The 18,434-nt window shown below is 72.7% G+C and carries 22 protein-coding genes; 16 read left to right on the top strand and 6 right to left on the bottom strand.

Annotated elements, in window-relative coordinates; translation table 11 throughout:
• Positions 1-204 precede the first annotated feature (204 nt).
• Positions 205-1,983, top strand: a complete 1,779-nt coding sequence (locus ACIBEC_RS27565; RefSeq protein WP_360500311.1) for a SpoIIE family protein phosphatase — start codon at positions 205-207, stop codon at positions 1,981-1,983.
• Positions 1,984-2,118: 135 nt separating this feature from the next.
• On the opposite strand, the gene ACIBEC_RS27560 is transcribed toward ACIBEC_RS27565, so the two are convergent.
• Positions 2,119-2,742, bottom strand: coding sequence for a TetR/AcrR family transcriptional regulator C-terminal domain-containing protein (locus ACIBEC_RS27560; protein WP_360500308.1), 624 nt, complete (start codon positions 2,740-2,742; stop codon positions 2,119-2,121).
• 301 nt (positions 2,743-3,043) lie between these two features.
• Between ACIBEC_RS27560 and ACIBEC_RS27555 the strand changes: the two genes are divergently transcribed.
• Entirely contained in the window at positions 3,044-4,585 is a 1,542-nt protein-coding gene (locus ACIBEC_RS27555; protein ID WP_360500306.1) for a hypothetical protein, read from the top strand.
• 99 nt (positions 4,586-4,684) lie between these two features.
• Here ACIBEC_RS27555 and ACIBEC_RS27550 read toward each other — a convergent pair whose 3' ends face one another.
• Entirely contained in the window at positions 4,685-5,734 is a 1,050-nt protein-coding gene (locus tag ACIBEC_RS27550; protein ID WP_360500304.1) for a winged helix-turn-helix domain-containing protein, read from the bottom strand.
• Between the two features lie 61 nt (positions 5,735-5,795).
• Here ACIBEC_RS27550 and ACIBEC_RS27545 point away from each other — a divergent pair, with 61 nt between their 5' ends.
• A complete protein-coding gene (locus tag ACIBEC_RS27545) occupies positions 5,796-7,010 on the top strand; it encodes an MFS transporter (protein WP_360500302.1) in 1,215 nt (404 codons plus the stop codon).
• 111 nt (positions 7,011-7,121) lie between these two features.
• On the opposite strand, the gene ACIBEC_RS27540 is transcribed toward ACIBEC_RS27545, so the two are convergent.
• Entirely contained in the window at positions 7,122-7,499 is a 378-nt protein-coding gene (locus tag ACIBEC_RS27540; protein WP_360500299.1) for an STAS domain-containing protein, read from the bottom strand.
• A gap of 217 nt (positions 7,500-7,716) precedes the next feature.
• Here ACIBEC_RS27540 and ACIBEC_RS27535 point away from each other — a divergent pair, with 217 nt between their 5' ends.
• The 12 genes from ACIBEC_RS27535 to ACIBEC_RS27480 all read left to right on the top strand — a co-directional run bounded on the left by ACIBEC_RS27535 (position 7,717) and on the right by ACIBEC_RS27480 (position 14,788).
• A complete protein-coding gene (locus ACIBEC_RS27535) occupies positions 7,717-8,010 on the top strand; it encodes a helix-turn-helix domain-containing protein (protein WP_360500297.1) in 294 nt (97 codons plus the stop codon).
• A 303-nt stretch (positions 8,011-8,313) separates the two neighbouring features.
• Entirely contained in the window at positions 8,314-9,222 is a 909-nt protein-coding gene (locus ACIBEC_RS27530) for a hypothetical protein (protein WP_360500294.1), read from the top strand.
• Positions 9,223-9,227: 5 nt separating this feature from the next.
• The gene (locus tag ACIBEC_RS27525) at positions 9,228-10,529 is read left to right on the top strand and encodes an SRPBCC family protein (protein WP_360500291.1); all 1,302 of its coding nucleotides are present in this window, start codon (positions 9,228-9,230) and stop codon (positions 10,527-10,529) included.
• Positions 10,530-10,535: 6 nt separating this feature from the next.
• Positions 10,536-10,961 (top strand): gas vesicle protein GvpJ, encoded by a 426-nt coding sequence (gene gvpJ, locus ACIBEC_RS27520; RefSeq protein ID WP_360500288.1) that lies wholly within the window; start codon positions 10,536-10,538, stop codon positions 10,959-10,961.
• Entirely contained in the window at positions 10,961-11,758 is a 798-nt protein-coding gene (locus ACIBEC_RS27515; RefSeq protein ID WP_360500286.1) for a GvpL/GvpF family gas vesicle protein, read from the top strand. Before gvpJ ends, ACIBEC_RS27515 begins: the two co-directional genes overlap by 1 nt.
• 2 nt (positions 11,759-11,760) lie before the next feature.
• Positions 11,761-12,012 (top strand): gas vesicle protein GvpG, encoded by a 252-nt coding sequence (locus ACIBEC_RS27510; RefSeq protein ID WP_360500283.1) that lies wholly within the window; start codon positions 11,761-11,763, stop codon positions 12,010-12,012.
• A gap of 405 nt (positions 12,013-12,417) precedes the next feature.
• Positions 12,418-12,657, top strand: coding sequence for a gas vesicle protein GvpO (gene gvpO, locus ACIBEC_RS27505; protein WP_396289086.1), 240 nt, complete (start codon positions 12,418-12,420; stop codon positions 12,655-12,657).
• Positions 12,654-13,121 carry a gas vesicle protein gene (locus ACIBEC_RS27500; protein WP_396289084.1) on the top strand — a complete coding sequence of 156 codons (468 nt, stop codon included), beginning with the start codon at positions 12,654-12,656 and terminating at the stop codon, positions 13,119-13,121. The genes gvpO and ACIBEC_RS27500 overlap by 4 nt, the downstream gene beginning before the upstream one ends.
• Positions 13,118-13,924, top strand: coding sequence for a GvpL/GvpF family gas vesicle protein (locus ACIBEC_RS27495; protein WP_360500278.1), 807 nt, complete (start codon positions 13,118-13,120; stop codon positions 13,922-13,924). Before ACIBEC_RS27500 ends, ACIBEC_RS27495 begins: the two co-directional genes overlap by 4 nt.
• On the top strand, positions 13,921-14,151 hold the full coding sequence (locus tag ACIBEC_RS27490) for a gas vesicle protein (RefSeq protein ID WP_360500275.1): 231 nt from the start codon (positions 13,921-13,923) through the stop codon (positions 14,149-14,151). The genes ACIBEC_RS27495 and ACIBEC_RS27490 overlap by 4 nt, the downstream gene beginning before the upstream one ends.
• On the top strand, positions 14,148-14,450 hold the full coding sequence (locus tag ACIBEC_RS27485) for a gas vesicle protein K (RefSeq protein ID WP_360500273.1): 303 nt from the start codon (positions 14,148-14,150) through the stop codon (positions 14,448-14,450). The genes ACIBEC_RS27490 and ACIBEC_RS27485 overlap by 4 nt, the downstream gene beginning before the upstream one ends.
• A gap of 152 nt (positions 14,451-14,602) precedes the next feature.
• Complete coding sequence (locus ACIBEC_RS27480; protein ID WP_360500270.1) at positions 14,603-14,788, top strand: CsbD family protein; 186 nt, start codon at positions 14,603-14,605, stop codon at positions 14,786-14,788.
• A 109-nt stretch (positions 14,789-14,897) separates the two neighbouring features.
• On the opposite strand, the gene ACIBEC_RS27475 is transcribed toward ACIBEC_RS27480, so the two are convergent.
• Entirely contained in the window at positions 14,898-15,278 is a 381-nt protein-coding gene (locus ACIBEC_RS27475) for a hypothetical protein (protein WP_360500267.1), read from the bottom strand.
• 222 nt (positions 15,279-15,500) lie between these two features.
• Here ACIBEC_RS27475 and ACIBEC_RS27470 point away from each other — a divergent pair, with 222 nt between their 5' ends.
• Positions 15,501-17,144: an LCP family protein gene (locus tag ACIBEC_RS27470; RefSeq protein ID WP_360500264.1), complete on the top strand. Its 1,644-nt coding sequence runs from the start codon at positions 15,501-15,503 to the stop codon at positions 17,142-17,144.
• A 100-nt stretch (positions 17,145-17,244) separates the two neighbouring features.
• On the opposite strand, the gene ACIBEC_RS27465 is transcribed toward ACIBEC_RS27470, so the two are convergent.
• Positions 17,245-17,904 carry a zinc ribbon domain-containing protein gene (locus tag ACIBEC_RS27465; protein ID WP_360500261.1) on the bottom strand — a complete coding sequence of 220 codons (660 nt, stop codon included), beginning with the start codon at positions 17,902-17,904 and terminating at the stop codon, positions 17,245-17,247.
• A 95-nt stretch (positions 17,905-17,999) separates the two neighbouring features.
• Positions 18,000-18,224 (bottom strand): hypothetical protein, encoded by a 225-nt coding sequence (locus tag ACIBEC_RS27460; protein WP_360500259.1) that lies wholly within the window; start codon positions 18,222-18,224, stop codon positions 18,000-18,002.
• Positions 18,225-18,434: the final 210 nt, after the last annotated feature.

Below are 18,434 nucleotides of genomic sequence, written 5' to 3'. Positions count from 1 at the left end.
GTATGACCGGTGATCATCCGGCGTTCGCCCGCCGGACGCAGGCCGCTCTCCGGCACGCCACCCGGGCGCCGCTCCAGGTCGTGCGGCTCCTCCCTCCCGGTTCCTCGCTCCTGCGGCACCGCTGCGGCTACAACACCGTCCCCGGCCGGTCAAGGTTTCGTCCAGTCGTGGGCGTGCCGCGCTCCGGCGCGTGATCATGGGCGTATGCACTTCCGGCGCGACAACCAAGCAGAGGGCTCCCCGCCCGCGACACCGGGCACCCGGTCGCTGGCGGCGACGGCGGCGGCCCTCGCCGCGAGGATCGGCGCGATCACCGGTGGTGACCACGGCGGTGCCCCGGGCAGCAGCCACGGCAACGACCCCGGCGGCGACGATCCCGACCTGCTCCGCGCGGTCCTCGACGCCGCCCCGGTCGGCGTCGCCGTGCTCGACGAGCGGTTGCGCTGGCAGTACCTCAACCCCGCCTTCACCACCGCCACCGGCCTGCGCCGGGCCGACCTGCTCGGCCGCACCACTGAGGCCACCGCCTTCGCCGGTGCCGCCGCCGTGCTGCGCCGCGTCCTCGCCGACGGCCTCGATCGCGAACAGGCCACCGGCGGCGCGGGCGCGGGCCACCCCGTCCCGCCGGGCCTGCGAGTGCGCTACCGGCCGCTGCGACACGCCGGACGGACCACCGGCGTGATCGTCGTCGTCCTGGACGACCCCGACCCGGCCCGCGAGCAGCTCCGCGAGCTCGAACAGGCCCGCGCCCGTCTCGCGCTGCTCGACGCCGCCGCCGAGCGGATCGGCACCACCCTCGACATCGGCACCACCTGTGCCGAACTCGCCGCATTCGCGGTGCCCGGCCTCGCCGACCTCGCCGTCGTCGACGTCCTGCCGGCCGAGGCCGAACCCGCCCGGGCCGGCCGCGGCGCATCCCAGCGGCTGCACCGCGCCGCCGTGCGGGCCGTCCCGGCCCTGACCGACGCGCTCGCCGACCTGACCCGCCCGGGCGAATCGATCCGGCACCGGGAGGGATCGGCCGCCGCTCGCAGCCTCGCCGGCGCCATCGCCGTGCTCGCCGAGCCCGGCCCGGAGGACGCCTGCCCCGCCGGGACCGCCTCCCTGCTCGTCCTGCCGCTCGCCGCCCGCGGCCGCCTCGTCGGGCTGCTCACCCTCGGCCGTACCGCCGCCACCCCGCCCTTCACCGCCGACGAGGCCGTCCTGCTCGGCGACCTCGCCGCCCGGGCCGCCACCGGTATCGACAACGCCCGTCGCTACGCCCGTTCCCAGGGCATCGCCCTCGAGCTTCAGCGGGCCCTGCTCAGCGAACCCGGCAACCCGCACCAGAACCTCGCCCTCGCCTCCCGCTACCTGCCGTCCGGCACCAGCTCGGTGGTCGGCGGCGACTGGTACGAGACGGTCCGGCTGCCGTTCGGCCGCACCCTGCTCGCGATGGGCGACGTCATGGGGCACGGCGTCGAGGCCGCCGTCGACATGAGCCACTACCGTTCCGCCCTGCGCGACATCGCCGGGATGGACCTGCCTCCGCACCGGATCCTGCGCCAGCTCGACACGGTCATCTCGGCCGACGACTCCGCCCGCCCCGCGACCTGCCTACTCGCCCTCGCCGACCCGGGCCGCGGCCGCTGGACCCTCTCCAGCGCGGGCCACCTGCCGCCCGCCCTGATCACCCCCGACCAGCCCACCGAACTGCTTCCCGTCCCCACCGGCCCGCCCCTCGGCACCGGCCTCGGCGGCTACGAGCAGACCTCCCACCCCCTCGACCCCGGCCGGACCCTGCTGCTCTACACGGACGGACTGGTCGAACGGCGCGGCGAGGACATCGACGCCTCCCTGGAGCGCCTCGCCGCGCTGCGTCTGCCCGCCACCGGCGACCTCGACGACCTCCTCGACGCCGTCCTCCACTCCCTCGTCCCGCCCCCGTCGCCCGCCGCCGAGGACGACATCGCCCTCCTCGCCGCCCGGGCCAGGCCGCGCTGACGGGTTCCGCTTCGCGGCGGTCACCGAGGTGGACGTCGTCCCGGAGCAGGTCGAACGCGCCCGCGCCGGGCGACGGGCCGCGACGCCCGGTGCGGCGGCGGGTCGTCAGGGCTCCGGCGCGGCACTTCGGGCGCGTCAGCTCGGCTGCTGGGCCCGGAGGTCGTCCAGTTCGTCCCGGAATCCCCGGATCAGAAGGGCCAGCCCGGTTTCGAAGACCTGTTCGCGAAAGTCGGGCGCGGGGTTCAGGAACGGTTCGAGTCCCGGCGGAAGGTCATCCGCCGGTGCGGTGCCCAGTGGGTGTCCTTCGAGGGCGAGGGTCGAGCCCATGACGAACTGCTTGAGGGCCATGGTCACGGTCAGCAGGCGATCCTCCGGGAAGCCGGCCTCACGCAGCATCGCGAAGGCGTTGGCATAGACCTGGAGTGCCGCCACCGACTGGGCCGGACGGGCAGCCAGCAGCGGCATGGCGTTGGGGTGGGCGGTGAACGTGGCGCGGTAGGCGCGCGCCCAGGTGGCCAGCGCGGTCGTCCACGGCCGGACTGCCGGGTCGAGGTCCATCTCGGCGACGATGAGTTCGAACATTCCCTGGATGATCTCGTCGCGCCCCGCCACGTAGTTGTAGAGGGACGGGCCCTTGACGCCCAGCCGGGCCGCGACGCGCGTGGTCGACAGCGCGTCGGCGCCTTCCTCGTCGACCAGCTCCAGGGCCGCACGCATGATCCCCTCTCTGGTCAGCAGCGACCGCGGCGGTCTGCCCATCGTCTCTCCTCTTTCCTTCGGCTGCGCCACCCCCGATGCGTGCTGTGATCACGGACTAGTGTACGTTCTCGACCAGGTAAAACTACTGGCTCTAGTTTTAGGGCGCCGGTGGATCGCGCCCGGTGCCGCACCTGCACCCCGGGCTTCGATCCGAGGCGCTTTTCGCCCCGGAATCCTGTCGTTCCTCCCGCGGTGGACCTTGCCGACGCGACGCCTGGCATGCCCCTGACACTCTCGTGGTGGATGGCGGCCGGTGCGCTGCTCCTCTCCTGTCCCACATTCACTGAAGGTGACCCTCCGCATGAACATGCGCACCCTCGTGCTGCCCGCGCTCGCCGTGTCCGTTGTGCTCACGCTCAGCGCCTGCGACCCGACGACGCCGGCCGTCCAGTCCACCGATGCCGCCGCCCCGGACACGGTCGCCGGCGCCCCCGGCTCCGTGTCCACCGCCCAGGCCCAGGGCCCGGCTCCGGCCGGCGACGCGAAGGTGACCCTGCTGTCCCCCGTCGCCGACCGCACCCCGGCCGCCGCACCGGCCGCCGCACCAGTGCCCGCGCCCGCCCCGGCCTCGTCCTCGCCGTCCTCCCCGTCCAAGGCGGCTGCCGCCGCACCCGCCCCCGCCCCGTCCGGCACGCCCGCCGTCGTGACCGGCACGCCCGACCTCAAGCTCGCCGCCTACGACCAGAAGTCCGGCAAGGCCGTGCTCGCCGTCGTCGACAGCGGCAAGGGCACCCCGAGTCCGGCCGCCACGGCCGCGGTCGCCGCCGCCGTCAAGCCGGGCCAGGTGATCGACAGCCCGCCCTCGGCCGCCGCGCCGAACGGTGCCCTGCTCGCGGTCACCGCCGTCAAGCCGGCCGCCGCCGGAAAGGTCGAGGTCAGCACCCGCCCGGCCACCATCTCCGAACTGCTCGGCCAGGCCTGGGCGAACGTCAAGACCGCGCTCGACCCGCACAAGATCAAGGTCACCCCGCAGCTCAAGGACGTCAAGGTCTCCTACGTCCCCCGCGCCGACGGCGCCGCCGGCTCCGCCTCCGCCGCGCTGAAGCTGGACGCCGACGACACCATCGACCTGCCCGGCGGGGCGAAGGCCCAGCTCACCGGCTCGATCGAACTCGACCCGAGCGTCACCTTCTCCTACCAGGGCGGCGGCCTCCTCAGCCTCGACCAGGCGAAGGTCGGCTTCGACCTCGGCGCGCACGCGAACTGGCGCGTCACCGCGGGCCTGAGCAAGTCGATCAGCCAGGTCAAGATACCGATCGCCACGCTCACCTCCCCCTACACGGTGATGGTCGGCGAGGTGCCGGTCGTGATCACGGTCAACGTCACCGTCTACGCCGAGGTCTCCGCCGACGGCACGGTCACCGTCGACGTCGCCCAGGCCGCCGACGGCGACTGGGCCGTCCACGCCGACTACACCAAGGCCGGCGGCTGGACCGGCACCAGCGAGCCGATCAAGACCACCATCTCCCCGGTGAAGGCCTCGCTCGACGGCAAGGCCAACGTGCGCAGCGGGCTGGTCGCGGACGGCTCGGTCGCCCTGTACGACTCCGTGGGCGTGAAGGCCACCGTCGAGCCGTACCTCAAGGCCGCGGTGGACGGCGCGGTCACCATCGACAGCAGCGCCGGCAAGCCGGTCGTCCAGGGCAAGGCCGCCCTCTCCGGCGGGGTCGAGATCGACGGCGCCGTGCTCGGCCGCATCGCCGTCTTCGGTACCCCGTTGTTCGAGAAGGACCTGCCCTTCAAGATCTACCAGCACGAGTGGCCGATCGTGACGGGCGCGTACAGCAACGCCGGCCCGGCCGCGAGCCCGGCCGCGGGCGAAGCCGCCGCGCCGAAGAGCTGACACCGGGCCGACTGCCCCGTCGGGATCCGGCGAGCCCGCCGGATCCCGACGGGGCCGGACCCGGCTCGAATCCCCGGAGACCGTCGTGCCGCGCCGTTGTCAGTGCGCTCCGGGTTCGGACAGCTGTGCGTCCACCAGGGTCCGGCCCGTCGTGGTCCGGCAGTAGAGGACGGAGCGGCCCGCTCGCCGGCGTTGGGTCAGCCGGGCCTCGCGCAGGATCCGCAGGTGCCGGCCCACCGAGCCCAGCGGGAGGCCGGTGAGGGCCACCAGCTGGGTGGTGGTCTTCGGGGTGTCGAGCAGGGCGAGGATTTCGGCGCGGGCGGGGCCGAGCAGGGCGGCCAGGGCCTTCGGCACCGGGCGGCGGTCGTCGTCGACCAGGACTCCCGAGCACGGGTAGACGACCGCGAAACGCCGGGCGGCGAGCATGCGCCGGGCGGCGAGCATGCGCCGGGCGGGGAGCATGCTCCGGGCGTCGACGGGCGGGGCGTCCCAGCAGACCCAGCTCTGGTTCAGAGTGACCGGGACGAACATCAGCTGGACGCCGGAGAGTTCCAGCGGCGGGCTGTCGAAGCCGGTGATCTGCAGGCGGTCCTCCCCGAGCCAGCGCATCCCGGGGCGCATGTCGTCGAGGGTGGTGGCCCAGCCGTGCAGGCCGAGCCGGGCGGTGCGGGCGAGGATGTCGGCCTCGATGATCCGCCGGCGGCGCGGCCAGGTGTCCTGGACTGTCTCCGTCCACACCCATTCCAGCAGGTCAGCGGCTCGTGGGGCCAGGTCGTCGCGCCGCAGCAGGTCCGGCAGCGAGCGGTCGAGTGACTCCGCCAGGTCGGCGCGGACGACGGCGGCCGGGGTGCCGCGTACCTGCTCCAGCTCCTCGGCGAAGGTGGGTTCGCCGTCGCCGAGGGGGGTGGGGGTGAGGAAGGTGGCGTTCCACCGGCGCCCCAACGCGGCCCCGACCAGGGCCGCCGTGACCGGGTCGCCGGCCAGGCGGTCCCGGTAGTCGGCGAGGTGGGCGGCGAGCCATCGGTGCTCGCCGACGTGACTCGCGCTGCCGCGGTGCAGGGTCTTCAGGCCGGCCAGCGCCTCCGCCAGCGGTGACGTCACGAACCGGCCCCCGGCGAGGGTGTCCGCGTCGACCCGCCACCAGCCCATGTGGTTTCGCCTCCCCGCGAAAGTCTGCCGACGCGTCGATCATGCCGGAGAGACTCCCCACATGCGTACGTATCGGGAGCTCTTCGGTACCAGGGAGTTCACCCCGCTCCTCCTCGCCTCGGCCGGGCAGACCGCGGCCCAGACGGTGGGCGGGCTGGCCCTGGGCATTCTGGTGTTCCAGCGGACGGGCTCGGCACTGCTCTCCTCCCTGGCCATGTTCGGCCCCGCGCTGGCCCAGCTGGTCGGTGCGGCCACCGTCCTGTCCGGCGCGGACCGGCTGCCGCCCCGCGCGGCGATGACCGGCCTCAGCCTGCTCCTCGGCGTGGGCACGGCCCTGCAGGCGATCCCCGGGCTGCCGGTCTGGGCCGTGTTCGCGGTGCTGCTGGGGCTCGGCGTCGTCGGCTCCGTCGGCGGCGGGGTGCGGTACGGGCTGCTCAACGAGGTCCTGACCCGGGACGGGTACCTGCTGGGGCGGTCCGTCCTCAACATGTCGGTCGGCGTCATCCAGATCTGCGGCTTCGCGGTCGGCGGCGCGCTGGTGACGGTCCTCTCGGCGCGCGGCACGCTGCTGCTGTCCGCCGGCCTGTACCTGCCGGCCGCCGTGGTGGCACGGTGCGGGCTGAGCAGCCGTCCGGCCCGGGGCGCGGGGCGGACGTCGGTCGCCGAGACCTGGCGCACCAATGCGCGCCTCTGGTCCTCGGTGCCGCGACGGTACGTCTGTCTCGCGCTGTGGGTACCGAACGGCCTGATCGTCGGCGTGGAGTCGCTCTACGTCCCGTACTCGCCCGCCGACGCCGGCCTGATGTTCGCCCTCGGGGCGATGGGCATGCTGGTCGGGGACACCGTCGCGGGCCGTTTCCTGCCCGCCCGCCGGCGGGACCGGTTGGCCGTCCCGCTCTGCGTCCTGCTCGCCGCCCCGTACCTGGTCTTCGCGGTCCACCCGGGGAGGCCGACAGCCCTGGTGCTGGTCACGGTCGCCGCCTTCGGGTACTCGGCGGGGCTGCTGCTGCAGGAGCGGTTGATGGCGTTGACACCGGACGAACTGAGCGGGCACGCGCTGGGCTTGCACAGCTCCGGAATGCTGACCATGCAGGGGGTCGGCGCGGCCGTGGCCGGTTCGGTGGCCGAGCTGACGTCGCCGGCCACCGGCATGGCGGTCACGGCGGCGGTCTCACTGGCCACCACCCTGCTGCTCGCGCCCGGGCTGCGCGCAGGCCCTGCGGCGGGCGGGGCGGCGGCGGCCCCGGAGGAGGAGACCCTCCCCGCACGGCAATAGGTCAGTGTCCCGGTAGATCCCGGTCCCGGTCCCCATCCCGGTAGGTCCCGGTCCCGGTCCCGGTCCCGCGACAGCGAACCCGCACCCCCAGCGCCGGTCCCTCGCACCGGGTCAGTTGAGAGGTACCGGGCCCGGGCCACGCGGCCGACTCCTCCGGACGGCGTCTTCGGCGGTGGCGTGGACGGGGAACAGCGTGGCGGTCTCGGTGATGTCCAGGACCCGCAGGGTCCGCGGCGACGGGGCGATCAGCACGAGCGGGATGCCGGCCTCCAGCGCGCGTCGGCGGGTGCGGAGAAGCAGGTTGAGGCCAGTGGAGGTGAACAGCGTGACGCCGGCCAGATCGACTGCGAGCAGAGCCGGGCGCCGGTCGAGCGCGGCGTCCAGGGCCTGGGCGGCGATGGGCCCACTGTCCATGATCATGTCCCCGGTAAAGGAGCACACGAGGGCATCGCCGACCCGGACGGTCTCCGACTTCAGGCAAGCAAGCACTTCTCCGCGCCCTTCACCCTGAGCTCTTCCGGTGCCTTCCTGTTGATCGGGTTCACACAAACCATCTCCAAACGACAGGCCGCCGTGCGAATCCACTGCGGACGCGACGCGAAGTGCGGTTCACCCACTCTTCGCCCGTTCTCCGGGCATGTCAACCATTGCACGAATCTGCTGTCGTGTTTCGGCAGTCGTGAAGCGGAAGTCTTATGGTGGAGACATGGAGAACGGCACCAGGACCGAGCGGCACTGGACCTTCCTGACCAACCACGCCCGCGTCCTGGTCCAGATCGCCCGCGATCCTGGCATGCGCGTGCGCGACATCGCGACCCGCTGCCTGCTCACCGAACGCGCCGTCCAACGCATCATCGTCGACCTCGAACAGGCCGGGTACCTCACCCACGAGCGCCGCGGCCGCACCAACCACTACAGCGTCATCGACAGCAAACAGCTGCGGCACCCCGCCGACGCCGGCCCCACCATCGCCGAACTCCTCTCCACCCTGCTGCGCTGACCCGCCCCTGGCCGCGGTCATCGAGCAGGGGGTAGCGGGGGCAGAGCGGAGGTCACGTGCTGTCACCGCGTGGTGCGCTGAGAGACATCCGGCACTGAGAGGCACATCTGAAACCCAGTCAAGTGGCGCGGCCCCGAACGATTCGGTCGACCGATTCGGCACTCAGCCGAGTCGGGTGCGCCGGACACAGTGACCCGAGGTTGTTTGTCGGGGCCGGGCCCGGGTAAACGGGCGGGCCGTGGAGCGGCTTTCCCACTGGAGAGGGCCGGGGCCGCTCCAGGGACTCTTCCAGGGACATCGATCATGAATAACGCCAAGCTTGCCGTCGCGCTGGGCGCGGGCTACCTCCTCGGGCGCTTCCACAAGGCCCGATGGGCGCTGGCCCTCGCCGGAATGGCGGCCGGAAAACGTCTGAGTGCCAACCCCGGGGTACTGCTCGGGGAGGTGCTGGAATCGTCGCCCCAGCTTCGTCAGCTGGCCGGCGACGTGCGCGGCGAACTGGCCCAGGCGGGGAAGAAAGCGGCCATCGCGGCGGCCACCAACCGGGTCAGCGCCCTGACCGACCAGTTGCAGCGGCGCACCGAGGACCTGCGGGAGGGCACCGCCGGACGCGACGAGGAGCCGGACGAGGAGCCGGACGAGGAGCGGGAGGAGCCGGACGAAGAGCCCGACGAGGAGCGGGAGGAGCCGGACGAAGAGCCGGACGAAGAGCCCGAGGAGGACCAGGCCCACGACAGCGGCACCGCGAAGAAGCAACGGGCGCCGCGTTCCCGGGCTGCCACCTCTCGCTCGACGTCGTCAGCCCCGCGCCGCGCGTCGCCGGCCGCGTCGAAGCGGGCTTCCGCCTCCGCGACGAAGGCGGCCTCTTCGCGCTCCCGTACGACCGGTAGCAGCGGCACGACACGCAAGAGTGCGGCATCGTCCGGTCGACCGGCGAGCAAGTCGAGCGAGTCGAAGGCTCCGGCCTCGAAGGCCCCGGAGAGAAAGGCTCCGGCGAAGAAGGCGGCCGCCCCACGCAAGGCCGCGGCCGCGAAGAAGACGGCGTCGGCTTCGACCCGTAAGACCGCCGCCTCCTCGGCCACCGGCCGTAAGAGCGCGGCCTCCTCCTCCACCGGCCGTAAGAGCGCGGCTGCGCCGGCGAAGAAGAGCAGCGCCACCGCCGCGCGCAAGACCACGAGCACGCGCGCCTCGTCGGCGCGCAAGCGGGGGTGAAGGTGATGGCCGAGCAGACCAAGGACCGAGGCCTGGGCGGGCTGGGCGAGGTGCTGGAGGCACTGCCCACCGACCGGCTGCTGCAACAGGCGCGCGAGTTGGCGACCGCGGCGGGGGAACGGGCCGTCGCGGTGGCGAGCGACAAGGTGGCGGAGACCACCGGCCGGCTCGCCGACTACGTGGAGCGCGGTGGTCGTCCCTCCGACGATCACGGTGAACAGGGCGGGGGCGGCGGGACGTCCGCGATGCGGGTTCTGCTGAGTGCGGGAGCCGCCGGCGTGAAGCAGATGGTCGGCAACAAGCTCACCGGCGGGGGAGGAGGCGGAGGCAAGGGCGCCAAGCTCAAGGTCACCAACATCGTCGAGGAGATCGAGGTCGGTGTCCCCGTGCGGGTCGCCTACAACCAGTGGACCCAGTTCCAGGACTTTCCCCGCTTCACCAAACGGCTGGAGAGCGTGTCTCAGGAGTCCGACGAGAAGCTCAAGTGGAAGGCCGGGATCTTCCTCTCCCACCGCACCTGGGAGTCGACGATCATCGAGCAGGTGCCGGACGAGCTGATCGTCTGGCGGTCGCAGGGCGAGAAGGGTTCCACCGACGGCACCGTCACCTTCCACGAGCTGACGCCGAACCTCACCAAGATCCTCCTGGTCCTCGAGTACCACCCGAAGGGCCTGTTCGAGCGCACGGGCAACCTGTGGCGGGCCCAGGGTCGGCGGACACGCCTCGAACTCAAGCACTTCCGCCGGCACGTGATGACCCGCACCATTCTCGACCCGGACGGGGTCGAGGGCTGGCGCGGGGAGATCCGCGACAGCGAGGTCGTGCGCTCCCACGAGGACGCCCTCGAAGAGGAAGAGGCCGAGGGCGGCTTCGACGAAACCGCGGACGAACCCGAGGACGAGGACGAGGCCGAATACGACGCCGAGGACGACTCCGAGGACGAGCGGGAGCCGCGATCCGGCGAGTACGACGAGGAGGAGGAACCGGCCGAGGAAGGCGAGGACGAGTACGACGAGGAGCCCGGGGAGTACGACGCGGAGGACCAGGAGGACGAGGATCAGGAAGAGCCCGAGGACGACTACGCCGCAGAGGAGGAATGGGAAGACGAACCGGATGGCGAGGACGAGGAGCAGGAGCGCGAGAGCGAAGACGAGCAGTACGACGACGAGGAGGAACCGGCGGAGGAGTACGCCGAGGACGAGTACGACGAAGACGCCGAGGACGAGGACGAGGAGCCCCCGCAGGCGGACACCGACGAACGACCGGCCCCACGGGCCCGCAGGCGCGCGCCGGCACGGGTGAGGTGAGCCGTCATGACCGTCGCCCCCCGTCCCAGCCACTACCTGGACCGGCCCTCGTCCAGCGGTCTGGTCGACGTCATCGACCTGATCCTCGACAAGGGACTGGTCATCGACATCTACATCCGTGTCTCCCTGGTCGGGATCGAGCTGCTGACCATCGACGCGCGCATCGTCGTCGCCAGCGTCGACACGTACCTGCGGTTCGCCGAGGCGGTCAACCGCCTCGACCTGAAGGAGGACAAGAGCGAGGGGCTGCCCGAACTGATGCAGAACATGCGCCAGGGCGGGGCCCGGAGCAAGACGAAAGGCGCGCTCGAAGGCGTCAAGGAAACGGTCGGCGAAGTGATCGACCGGGTCACGGGGAACGACGAGGAGGAGCCCGAGCCCAAGGAACGGCCCCGGACCCGCTCGCGCACCCAGCGTAGGGAGCGCGAGTGATGAACGGCCGTGCACCCGCCGACGAACGGGCCTGTTACGTCTACGGCATCGTGCCGGCGGGCGCCGACCCCTCAGGACTGGAGGGGATCGGTGACCCGCCCGTGCCGGTCACCCTGGTGCGACACCGGGGCATCGCGGCGCTGGTCAGCGATGTGGTGACCGACCGACCGCTGGGCACCGCGGCCGACCTGCGGGGCCACGCGCGCGTCCTGGACACCGTGGCCGCCCACGCGGCGGTGCTACCGCTGCGCTTCGGTGCGGTGGTCCGCGACGTGTCGGCCGTGGCCGACGACCTGCTCGCCCCCCACGAGGAGGAATTCCTGCGCGCACTGGAAGGCCTGCGCGACACCGCCCAGTTCACCCTGCGCGCGATCTACCAGCAGGACCGCATCCTGCGAACGGTACTCACCGACCGAGAGGACATCGCCCGGCTACGGGAGGAGGTCACCGCCCTCCCGGAGGAGGCCGCCTACTACGACCGGGTGCGTCTCGGCGAGATGATCGCGAACGAGATCGCCGCCCACCGGGAGGCCGACACCGCGATCGCACTGGAACGCCTCGCGCCGCTCGCGGCGGCCGTCAACGCCTCGCCCGCCGCCGACGGGTCCGGCGACCAGGCGGTCAGCGCGTCCTTCCTCGTCGCCAAGACCGACTGGGACGCGTTCGAAGCAGCCGCGGAAGACCTCGCCCGCGACTGGGCGGGGTACATCACCACACGCCTGCTCGGCCCGCTCGCCCCCTACGACTTCGCCACCGACGCCGTGGCCGAGGCCGCACCCGCGGAGGAGGCGCCCTAGCCATGGGTCTGATCACCGGACTGCTCACCCTTCCCCTGGCCCCTGTCCGCGGCGTCGTCTGGGTGGCGGAACAGCTCTACGAGCAAGCCCGCCGGGAGCTGACCGACCCCACGGCCATCCGCGCCCAGCTCGCCGAACTGGAGGAAGCCCGCGCCAACGGCACGATCGGTGAGGAGGACGCCGCCGCGCAGGAGGAGGAACTCGTACAGCGCCTGTGGCAGGCCAAAGGCGCCGCCGGAGGCCTGGAGGTATAGACCATGCCCGAACGCGAGCCACGCCCCCGTCGCCCTTCCGCCCCGCCCCGGGACACGGAGGAGCCTCCACGGCGCCGCCGCCCCGCCGCGGACTCCGAGCCCACCCGGCCACGGCGGCGGGCCGCGTCCGCGCCCGATCGGGAGGACGAACCACCGGCCCCTCGGCGCCGCCCCACGTCCAAGCCCGATCGGGAGGACGAACCGCCTGCCCCTCCGCGCCGCCCCACGTCCGCGCCCGATCGGAAGGACGAGGCCCCGGCCCCTCGGCGCCGCGCCACGTCCGATCCGACGCGGCACGCACCCCGCCGCCGCTCCCCCGAGCCGCAGGAGGAGACCGAGCACCCCGCCGCACCACCCCGGCGCCGTGCCCCTTCCGCCGACCGGCTCGACGCGCGAGGCGCCGCCGTGCGTGCGGCCATCTGCGTCCAGGACCTCACCGGGCGCAGCCCGGAGGGCGTCGCCTCGCTCGACCGCACCCAGGACGGTTGGCAGGTGGGGGTGGAGGTGCTGGAGGCACACCGCATTCCCGATTCGACGGACATCCTGGCCGTCTACCAGGTCGTGCTGGATCCCGAGGGCGAGCTCGTCTCCTACCGCAGGGAACGCCGCTATCACCGGGGCCGGGCGAACGAGGAGCTGTCATGAGTGAGTTGAGCGGCTACGGCGGCGCCGGCCCGCTGTCGCACCTGCCGAGGACCTCCGCGGCTCCGCAGTCCGCGAATCTGGCCGACCTGCTCGAGCGGGTGCTCGACAAGGGCATCGTCATCGCCGGGGACATCCGGATCAACCTGCTGGACATCGAGCTCCTCACGATCAAGATCCGCCTGCTCATCGCCTCGGTCGACCGGGCCCGCGAGATGGGCATCGACTGGTGGGAGCACGACCCGAGTCTCTCCTCCGGCCGGCGCGACCTCGCCACCGAGAACCGGCTCCTCCGCGAGCGCCTCGGCCAACTCGAGGCCTCCCACAGCCTGTCCGCCGCCACCGACGCCTCCAATGCCACCGACGACTCCAGTGCCACCGACGCCGCTACCGAGCAGGTGGCCGCCCCCCGCCCCACCCGCAAGACCACCCGCACCCGGCGCACGCCCCGGATCGACCCCTCATGAGCACCCAGCCGCCGACCAACACCTGGCTCTACGCCATCGCCGACGCCGGATGCACACCCCCGCCCGGTCTCACCGGTGTGGCCGGCGAAACGCTGCGCGCCATCGCCGCGCCGGACCTGACCGCGCTGGCCGGCAGTGTGCCCCGGGGAGACTTCGACGAGGAGCCGCTCCGCGCGCACCTCGCGGACGCCGCCTGGCTGGAGCACGCCGTCCGCGCGCACCACCGCGTGGTCGACACCCTCGCCCGTACGGCCCCGATGCTGCCCCTGCGCTTCGCCACCCTCTACCGGGACGACCGGCGGGCGGCCGCCATGCTCGAGCGGCACCACGACGAACTGCTCGCCTCACTCGGGCACGTCACCGGGCGCGTCGAGTGGGGTGTCAAGGCCTACGCCGGGCTCGCCGGCCCGACGCCCGACGCCGCCGCCGAGAGCGGCGATACCCGGCAGGATCCGGCGGCGCGCCCCGGCACGGCCTACCTCCTGCGCCGCCAGGCCCAGCACCACCGCCGGGAGCAGGACCAGCAGCAGGCCGCGGACGACGCCCAGGACGTCCACACCGTGCTCGCGCAGGCCGCCGCCGAGGCAACCCGCCACCCCCTGCAGCGGCCCGAAACGGTCGGCCGTACCGAGCCCATGGTCCTCAACGGCGCCTACCTCGTCGAGCAGGCCCGCACGGCCGCCTTCCACGCGGCCGTCGACGCGCTGTCCGCCCGCTTTCCCGGCCTGCGCCTGGAGACGACCGGCCCCTGGCCGCCCTACTCCTTCACCGCGGCCGTCCAACCCGGCGATGAGCAGCGATGACCACCGGCTCCCGACCCCCCACCGCCCGGCCCGGGCTGCCGCCCACCGTGCCCGAGCGGAACGTGGCCCTGGTCGACCTGCTGGACCGTCTGCTCGCCGGCGGGGTCGTCATCGCGGGCGAGATCACCCTGTCCATCGCCGATGTGGACCTCGTGCGGATCAGCCTGCGCGCCATGATCGCCTCCGTCCGCGCCGCGACCCAAGCCACCGACCAGGAGCCGACGTGAGCGCGCCCGACACACAACCCCAGGCCGCCCGCCGCGTCCCGCTGGAACCCGAGACCGTCGCCCGCGACCTCACCTGCCTGGTCCTGGCCTTGGTCGAGCTGGTCCACCAACTCATGGAGCGCCAGGCCCTGCGTCGCATCGACCAGGGAGACCTCGACGACGACCAGGTCGAGTCCCTGGGCCTGACACTGATGGCCCTGGAACAACGCGTCGACGAGCTGCGCGAGCACTTCGGTCTCACCCCGGACGACCTCAACATCGACCTCGGCCCGCTCGGCCCCCTTCTCGCCCCCGACTGACCCCGACCGGCCGCGACCGACCCCGACCGGCTGCGGCGCCGCCGGCTCGCGGACCGGCTCGGGCTTCACATTTCCGCAGGCCACGGGTCTGAAATCGCCGACCCGGGGCATACGCGTCAATGGATCCCGTCTCCTCGAGGAATGAGGACACCATGAGTGTCGGCAAGAAGGCCAAGCACACCGCGACCACGGCCAAGGGCAAGGTCGAGGAAGCCACCGGCAAGACGGTCGGCAATGAACGACTCATCGCCAAAGGAAAAGGCGACCAGGTCAAGGGCGACATCGCCCAGGCCGGCCGCAAGGCCAAGGACGCCATGAAGGACGTGACCGGACACTAGCTGTACGGCTGGGCAGGTCGTGCGCGGAGCCGCCCTCGGGGGCGGCTCCGCATCAACGTCGGTGAGCCGGTGTCGAGCCGGCCCGGACGAGAGTGTCGGCGAACTATGCCTACTTGCGGCGGCTGAAGATCCGCTTCGCAGCGTAGATGATCCCGACGATCAGCAGCACGAAGAAGAGGATGATCAGGATGATCACGACCAGGAAGAACTTGCCCAGCTTGGCGAGGAAGCCCTTCTTCTTCTTGGTGTCCTTGGCCGCGAGGTGCGAGGCATCGCTGCTCGACGGGGCGACGGACGAGGCGATCGACGAGGCGGCCGGTGCGGCGGCGGCCCGGCCCGCGTAGGCCGGTGCGCTCGGGCCGGACGCGGCAGCGGCGACGGTTCGGGGTGCGGCCACGGCCGTCGCGCTCGACGCCGCGGCGGTGAGGCCTGCGGCGGCCAGCAGTGCCACCAGGGCGCCGGCTATCGAACGTGCGATCCGGTGAGTCATCGTGCTCCTCGTGCGGGTTCGGGGTGGTGTGGATGAGCCCGGCCAGCCAATTCTCATGGTCTGACCAGCTGGTTTTCTCATCTGCGCCTAGTATGCTCCACTGAAGTTCTACAGCGGTGTAAAAGTTTGGCGACGGGCCCTCGCCCGGATCGGCTCCGGCCCCGGGCCACGCAAGCCCACCGCTCCGACGGGGGCTCCGTGGCAACTGTGGAGGATGACGACGTGTCTGGCCGCAAGGGTTCCCCCGACGCCGAGATTTCGCCGAACCGGGCGGGCGGACGCCGGGCGGCGAGCCGAAAGGCCACTCCGGATCGGGGCGAAAAGGACACAGCGGACACCGCGGACGGCCGTCCGGCGAGCCGGGCGAAGAAGAAGCCCAAGCGCAGCACCAAGGAGAAGGTGCTCTGGACGACCGCCGGCTGCACCGCGCTCGTGCTCCTCGCCGGTGGCGCCCTCTACTACCGCCTGGACAGCAACATCTCCACCTTCGACCGCGACGCCGTCAGCAAGGACCGCCCGGAGGCCGCGGCCCCGGACGCCCAGGGCCGCACCCCGGTGAACGTCCTGCTGATCGGCTCGGACAGCCGTGGCAACGGCAACAGCGACCTGGGCGGCGGCGGGGACGGCGGCGCCCGCTCGGACACCGCGATCCTGCTGCACGTCTACGCCGACCACAAGCACGCCGTCGGCATCTCCATCCCGCGCGACTCCCTGGTCAACCTCCCGCCGTGCAAGCTGCCCGGCGGCAAGTGGACCAAGGAGCAGACCAATGTGATGTTCAACAGCGCCTTCTCCGTGGGCAACACCGAGCAGGGCAACCCGGCCTGCACCCAGAACGCCGTCGAGAAGCTGACCAACCTGCGCGTCGACCACACCATCGTCGTGGACTTCAACGGCTTCGCCTCGATGACCAAGGCGGTCGGCGGCGTCGAGGTCTGCCTCCCGAACGACATCCACGAGGGGGACCTCAACCCCAATCTGGGCCGCAAGGGCAAGCTGATCTTCGCCAAGGGCAAGCAGAAGGTCGAAGGCCAGACCGCGCTCGACTACGTCCGGGTCCGCCACGGCATCGGCGACGGCTCCGACATCGGCCGCACCAAGCGCCAGCAGGCCTTCCTCTCCTCCCTCATCAAGGAGATCAAGTCCCGCGGCATGGACCCGACCACCCTGCTGCCGCTCGCCGACGCGGCCACCAAGTCGCTGACCGTCGACCCCGACCTCGGCTCGGCCGCCAAACTGCTCGACTTCGCCATGTCCCTCAAGAACGTGGACCTGCACGACGTCAAGTTCCTGACCACGCCCTGGCGTTACGAGGGACCGCGGGTCGCCCTGGTCCACCCGGACGTCGACCAGCTCTGGGCCGCCCTCAAGGCCGACCGCACCATCGACGGCCAGGACGCGAGCGCGCCCGCCGGCTCCGGATCCGCCGCCGAGGCGACACCCACCCCGTCCGAGACCCCGACCGCGGATGCCGCCAAGGCCGCCGACGTCAAGGTCTCCGTGCTCAACAGCACCGGCCAGGCCGGGCTCGGCGGCAAGGCCGCGGAGGCCGTCAAGGGCGCCGGATACACCGTCACCACCGTCGGCAACGCGACCGGGAAGGCCCGCAGCACCACGGTCGTCGAGTACGGCGCGGGCGAGCGCGGCTCCGCCGAGGCGGTCGCCAAGCTGTTCCCGGGCGCGACCGTCCAGCCTGGCGGCCGGGGCGTCAACGTCGTCCTCGGCCACGACTTCGCGGCCGCCAACCCGGCGACCGCCGCCACCTCGGCCCCCGGCGCCACCACCCCGGCCCCGCTGCCCACCAGCGTCAGCGGCACCGCCCGCTCGGCGGACGACGACCCCTGCGCCAACGTCTCGTACGGCTGAGCGGCGGCCCGCGGCCGCTCCCCCGCACACGGCGGCGGGGCGGCCCCGGACCGCCGTCCCGGGGTCGCCCCGCCGTCTCGCCCTCCGCGCCGACGCCGTGTCAGCGTCTCGTCCCGCAGGACGGGCAGAAGGCGGCACCGTCCGGAACGTCCTGGTGGCAGCTCGCGCACTGGACGGCCTGCGCCAGCCGGAAGCCGCACCCTGGGCAGAACGGCGTGCCGTGCGTCTCGGTGTGGCACTGCGGGCAGACCAGCTGGCGCGGCGCGTCGACGTCGAACGCGGCGCCCGACTGCTGCCCCGCCTTGTACGCGCGGTCGCTGACCGCGTCGTTGAGGCCGCGGTGTTGCGCCGCCATCGCCTCGGCCGCGGTGTCCGGGGCGCAGCTGAAGCAGAGGCCCTGGGCGGGGTTGAAGCAGCGGCCGCAGACGTAGTGGGTGCACCGGGCGCACCGGTTGAAGTGCGTCTGGGCGTTGGCTATCGCCCGTTGGAAGGCGGCGTCCCGCGAGCCGCCCCAGGTCTGACCTGCCAGGCCGTCGGCGGCGTTGCTGATGGTGTTGGCGTTGCCGCCGATGAGGTTCCAGGCCGCGCTGACGCCCTTGCCGATCCACCCGGCCATCTGGCCGGTCCGGAACGCCTCGAACGGCGAACGCCAGGTGTCCGAGCAGCGGTAGCAGGAGAACTCGAACTGGAAGCCCGCGCCGGTGCCGTGCTGCTCGCACAGGTCGCGGTAGTTGCTGCTGAAGTAGATCTCCGAAGTCACGTCGTCCCCGGTCGCTGAAGTGGCATGTCGGCGGTCGCTCCCAGGGACGACAGGGGCCGCCCGACGGTTCCGCCAAGGAGTTGCGGCCGGGCTGTTCAGAGCCCCGCGACCGGTAACAACAGCACCCGCGCCGGGTCGAACCTCTCCCAGCGCGCGGGCCGACCGCTGCGACCGACCCGCAGCCGGCACCAGCGCCCGCCGGCCGTGTCCTGCCACCAGCCGCTGATCCGGCCGAGCGCCCAGACGCCGTCGCCGAGGTCCACCTCGACCGGCTGGTAGACCCACTGGACGTCGCGGTCCGCCGGGTCGACCCGGTCCACCCGATTCTCCCGGTCTGCCGGCTCTTCGGCTCCCCGGGGACCGCACTGACTCTCCATCACGGCTCCGCCTCCCGACCCGGCCTCGGGCGCGGGGGGCGCCCCGGGGGGGGGGGGCGCGCGGGCCGGGGGGGAGGCCACCCCACCCCCCGCCCCAAAAAGCGGGGTTAGTAAAGCGGGGGGGGGGGGTGGGAGCCCGGGGACCCCAAACCC

It is taken from the genome of Kitasatospora sp. NPDC051164 (genome assembly GCF_044455625.1).
Lineage (GTDB): Bacteria > Actinomycetota > Actinomycetes > Streptomycetales > Streptomycetaceae > Kitasatospora.
This window is presented reverse-complemented; position numbering and strand designations above follow the sequence as displayed.

What these genes read in the sequence shown, in the direction of transcription:
- ACIBEC_RS27495 (WP_360500278.1), top strand. Translation starts at nt 13,118, where the DNA reads ATGAGCACCCAGCCGCCGACCAACACCTGGCTCTACGCCATCGCCGAC.
- ACIBEC_RS27535 (WP_360500297.1), top strand. Translation starts at nt 7,717, where the DNA reads ATGGAGAACGGCACCAGGACCGAGCGGCACTGGACCTTCCTGACCAAC.
- ACIBEC_RS27490 (WP_360500275.1), top strand. Translation starts at nt 13,921, where the DNA reads ATGACCACCGGCTCCCGACCCCCCACCGCCCGGCCCGGGCTGCCGCCC.
- ACIBEC_RS27555 (WP_360500306.1), top strand. Translation starts at nt 3,044, where the DNA reads ATGAACATGCGCACCCTCGTGCTGCCCGCGCTCGCCGTGTCCGTTGTG.
- ACIBEC_RS27560 (WP_360500308.1), bottom strand. Translation starts at nt 2,742, where the DNA reads ATGGGCAGACCGCCGCGGTCGCTGCTGACCAGAGAGGGGATCATGCGT.
- ACIBEC_RS27525 (WP_360500291.1), top strand. Translation starts at nt 9,228, where the DNA reads ATGGCCGAGCAGACCAAGGACCGAGGCCTGGGCGGGCTGGGCGAGGTG.
- ACIBEC_RS27480 (WP_360500270.1), top strand. Translation starts at nt 14,603, where the DNA reads ATGAGTGTCGGCAAGAAGGCCAAGCACACCGCGACCACGGCCAAGGGC.
- ACIBEC_RS27500 (WP_396289084.1), top strand. Translation starts at nt 12,654, where the DNA reads ATGAGTGAGTTGAGCGGCTACGGCGGCGCCGGCCCGCTGTCGCACCTG.
- ACIBEC_RS27475 (WP_360500267.1), bottom strand. Translation starts at nt 15,278, where the DNA reads ATGACTCACCGGATCGCACGTTCGATAGCCGGCGCCCTGGTGGCACTG.
- ACIBEC_RS27545 (WP_360500302.1), top strand. Translation starts at nt 5,796, where the DNA reads ATGCGTACGTATCGGGAGCTCTTCGGTACCAGGGAGTTCACCCCGCTC.
- ACIBEC_RS27550 (WP_360500304.1), bottom strand. Translation starts at nt 5,734, where the DNA reads ATGGGCTGGTGGCGGGTCGACGCGGACACCCTCGCCGGGGGCCGGTTC.
- gvpJ (WP_360500288.1), top strand. Translation starts at nt 10,536, where the DNA reads ATGACCGTCGCCCCCCGTCCCAGCCACTACCTGGACCGGCCCTCGTCC.
- ACIBEC_RS27565 (WP_360500311.1), top strand. Translation starts at nt 205, where the DNA reads ATGCACTTCCGGCGCGACAACCAAGCAGAGGGCTCCCCGCCCGCGACA.
- ACIBEC_RS27530 (WP_360500294.1), top strand. Translation starts at nt 8,314, where the DNA reads ATGAATAACGCCAAGCTTGCCGTCGCGCTGGGCGCGGGCTACCTCCTC.
- ACIBEC_RS27515 (WP_360500286.1), top strand. Translation starts at nt 10,961, where the DNA reads ATGAACGGCCGTGCACCCGCCGACGAACGGGCCTGTTACGTCTACGGC.
- ACIBEC_RS27510 (WP_360500283.1), top strand. Translation starts at nt 11,761, where the DNA reads ATGGGTCTGATCACCGGACTGCTCACCCTTCCCCTGGCCCCTGTCCGC.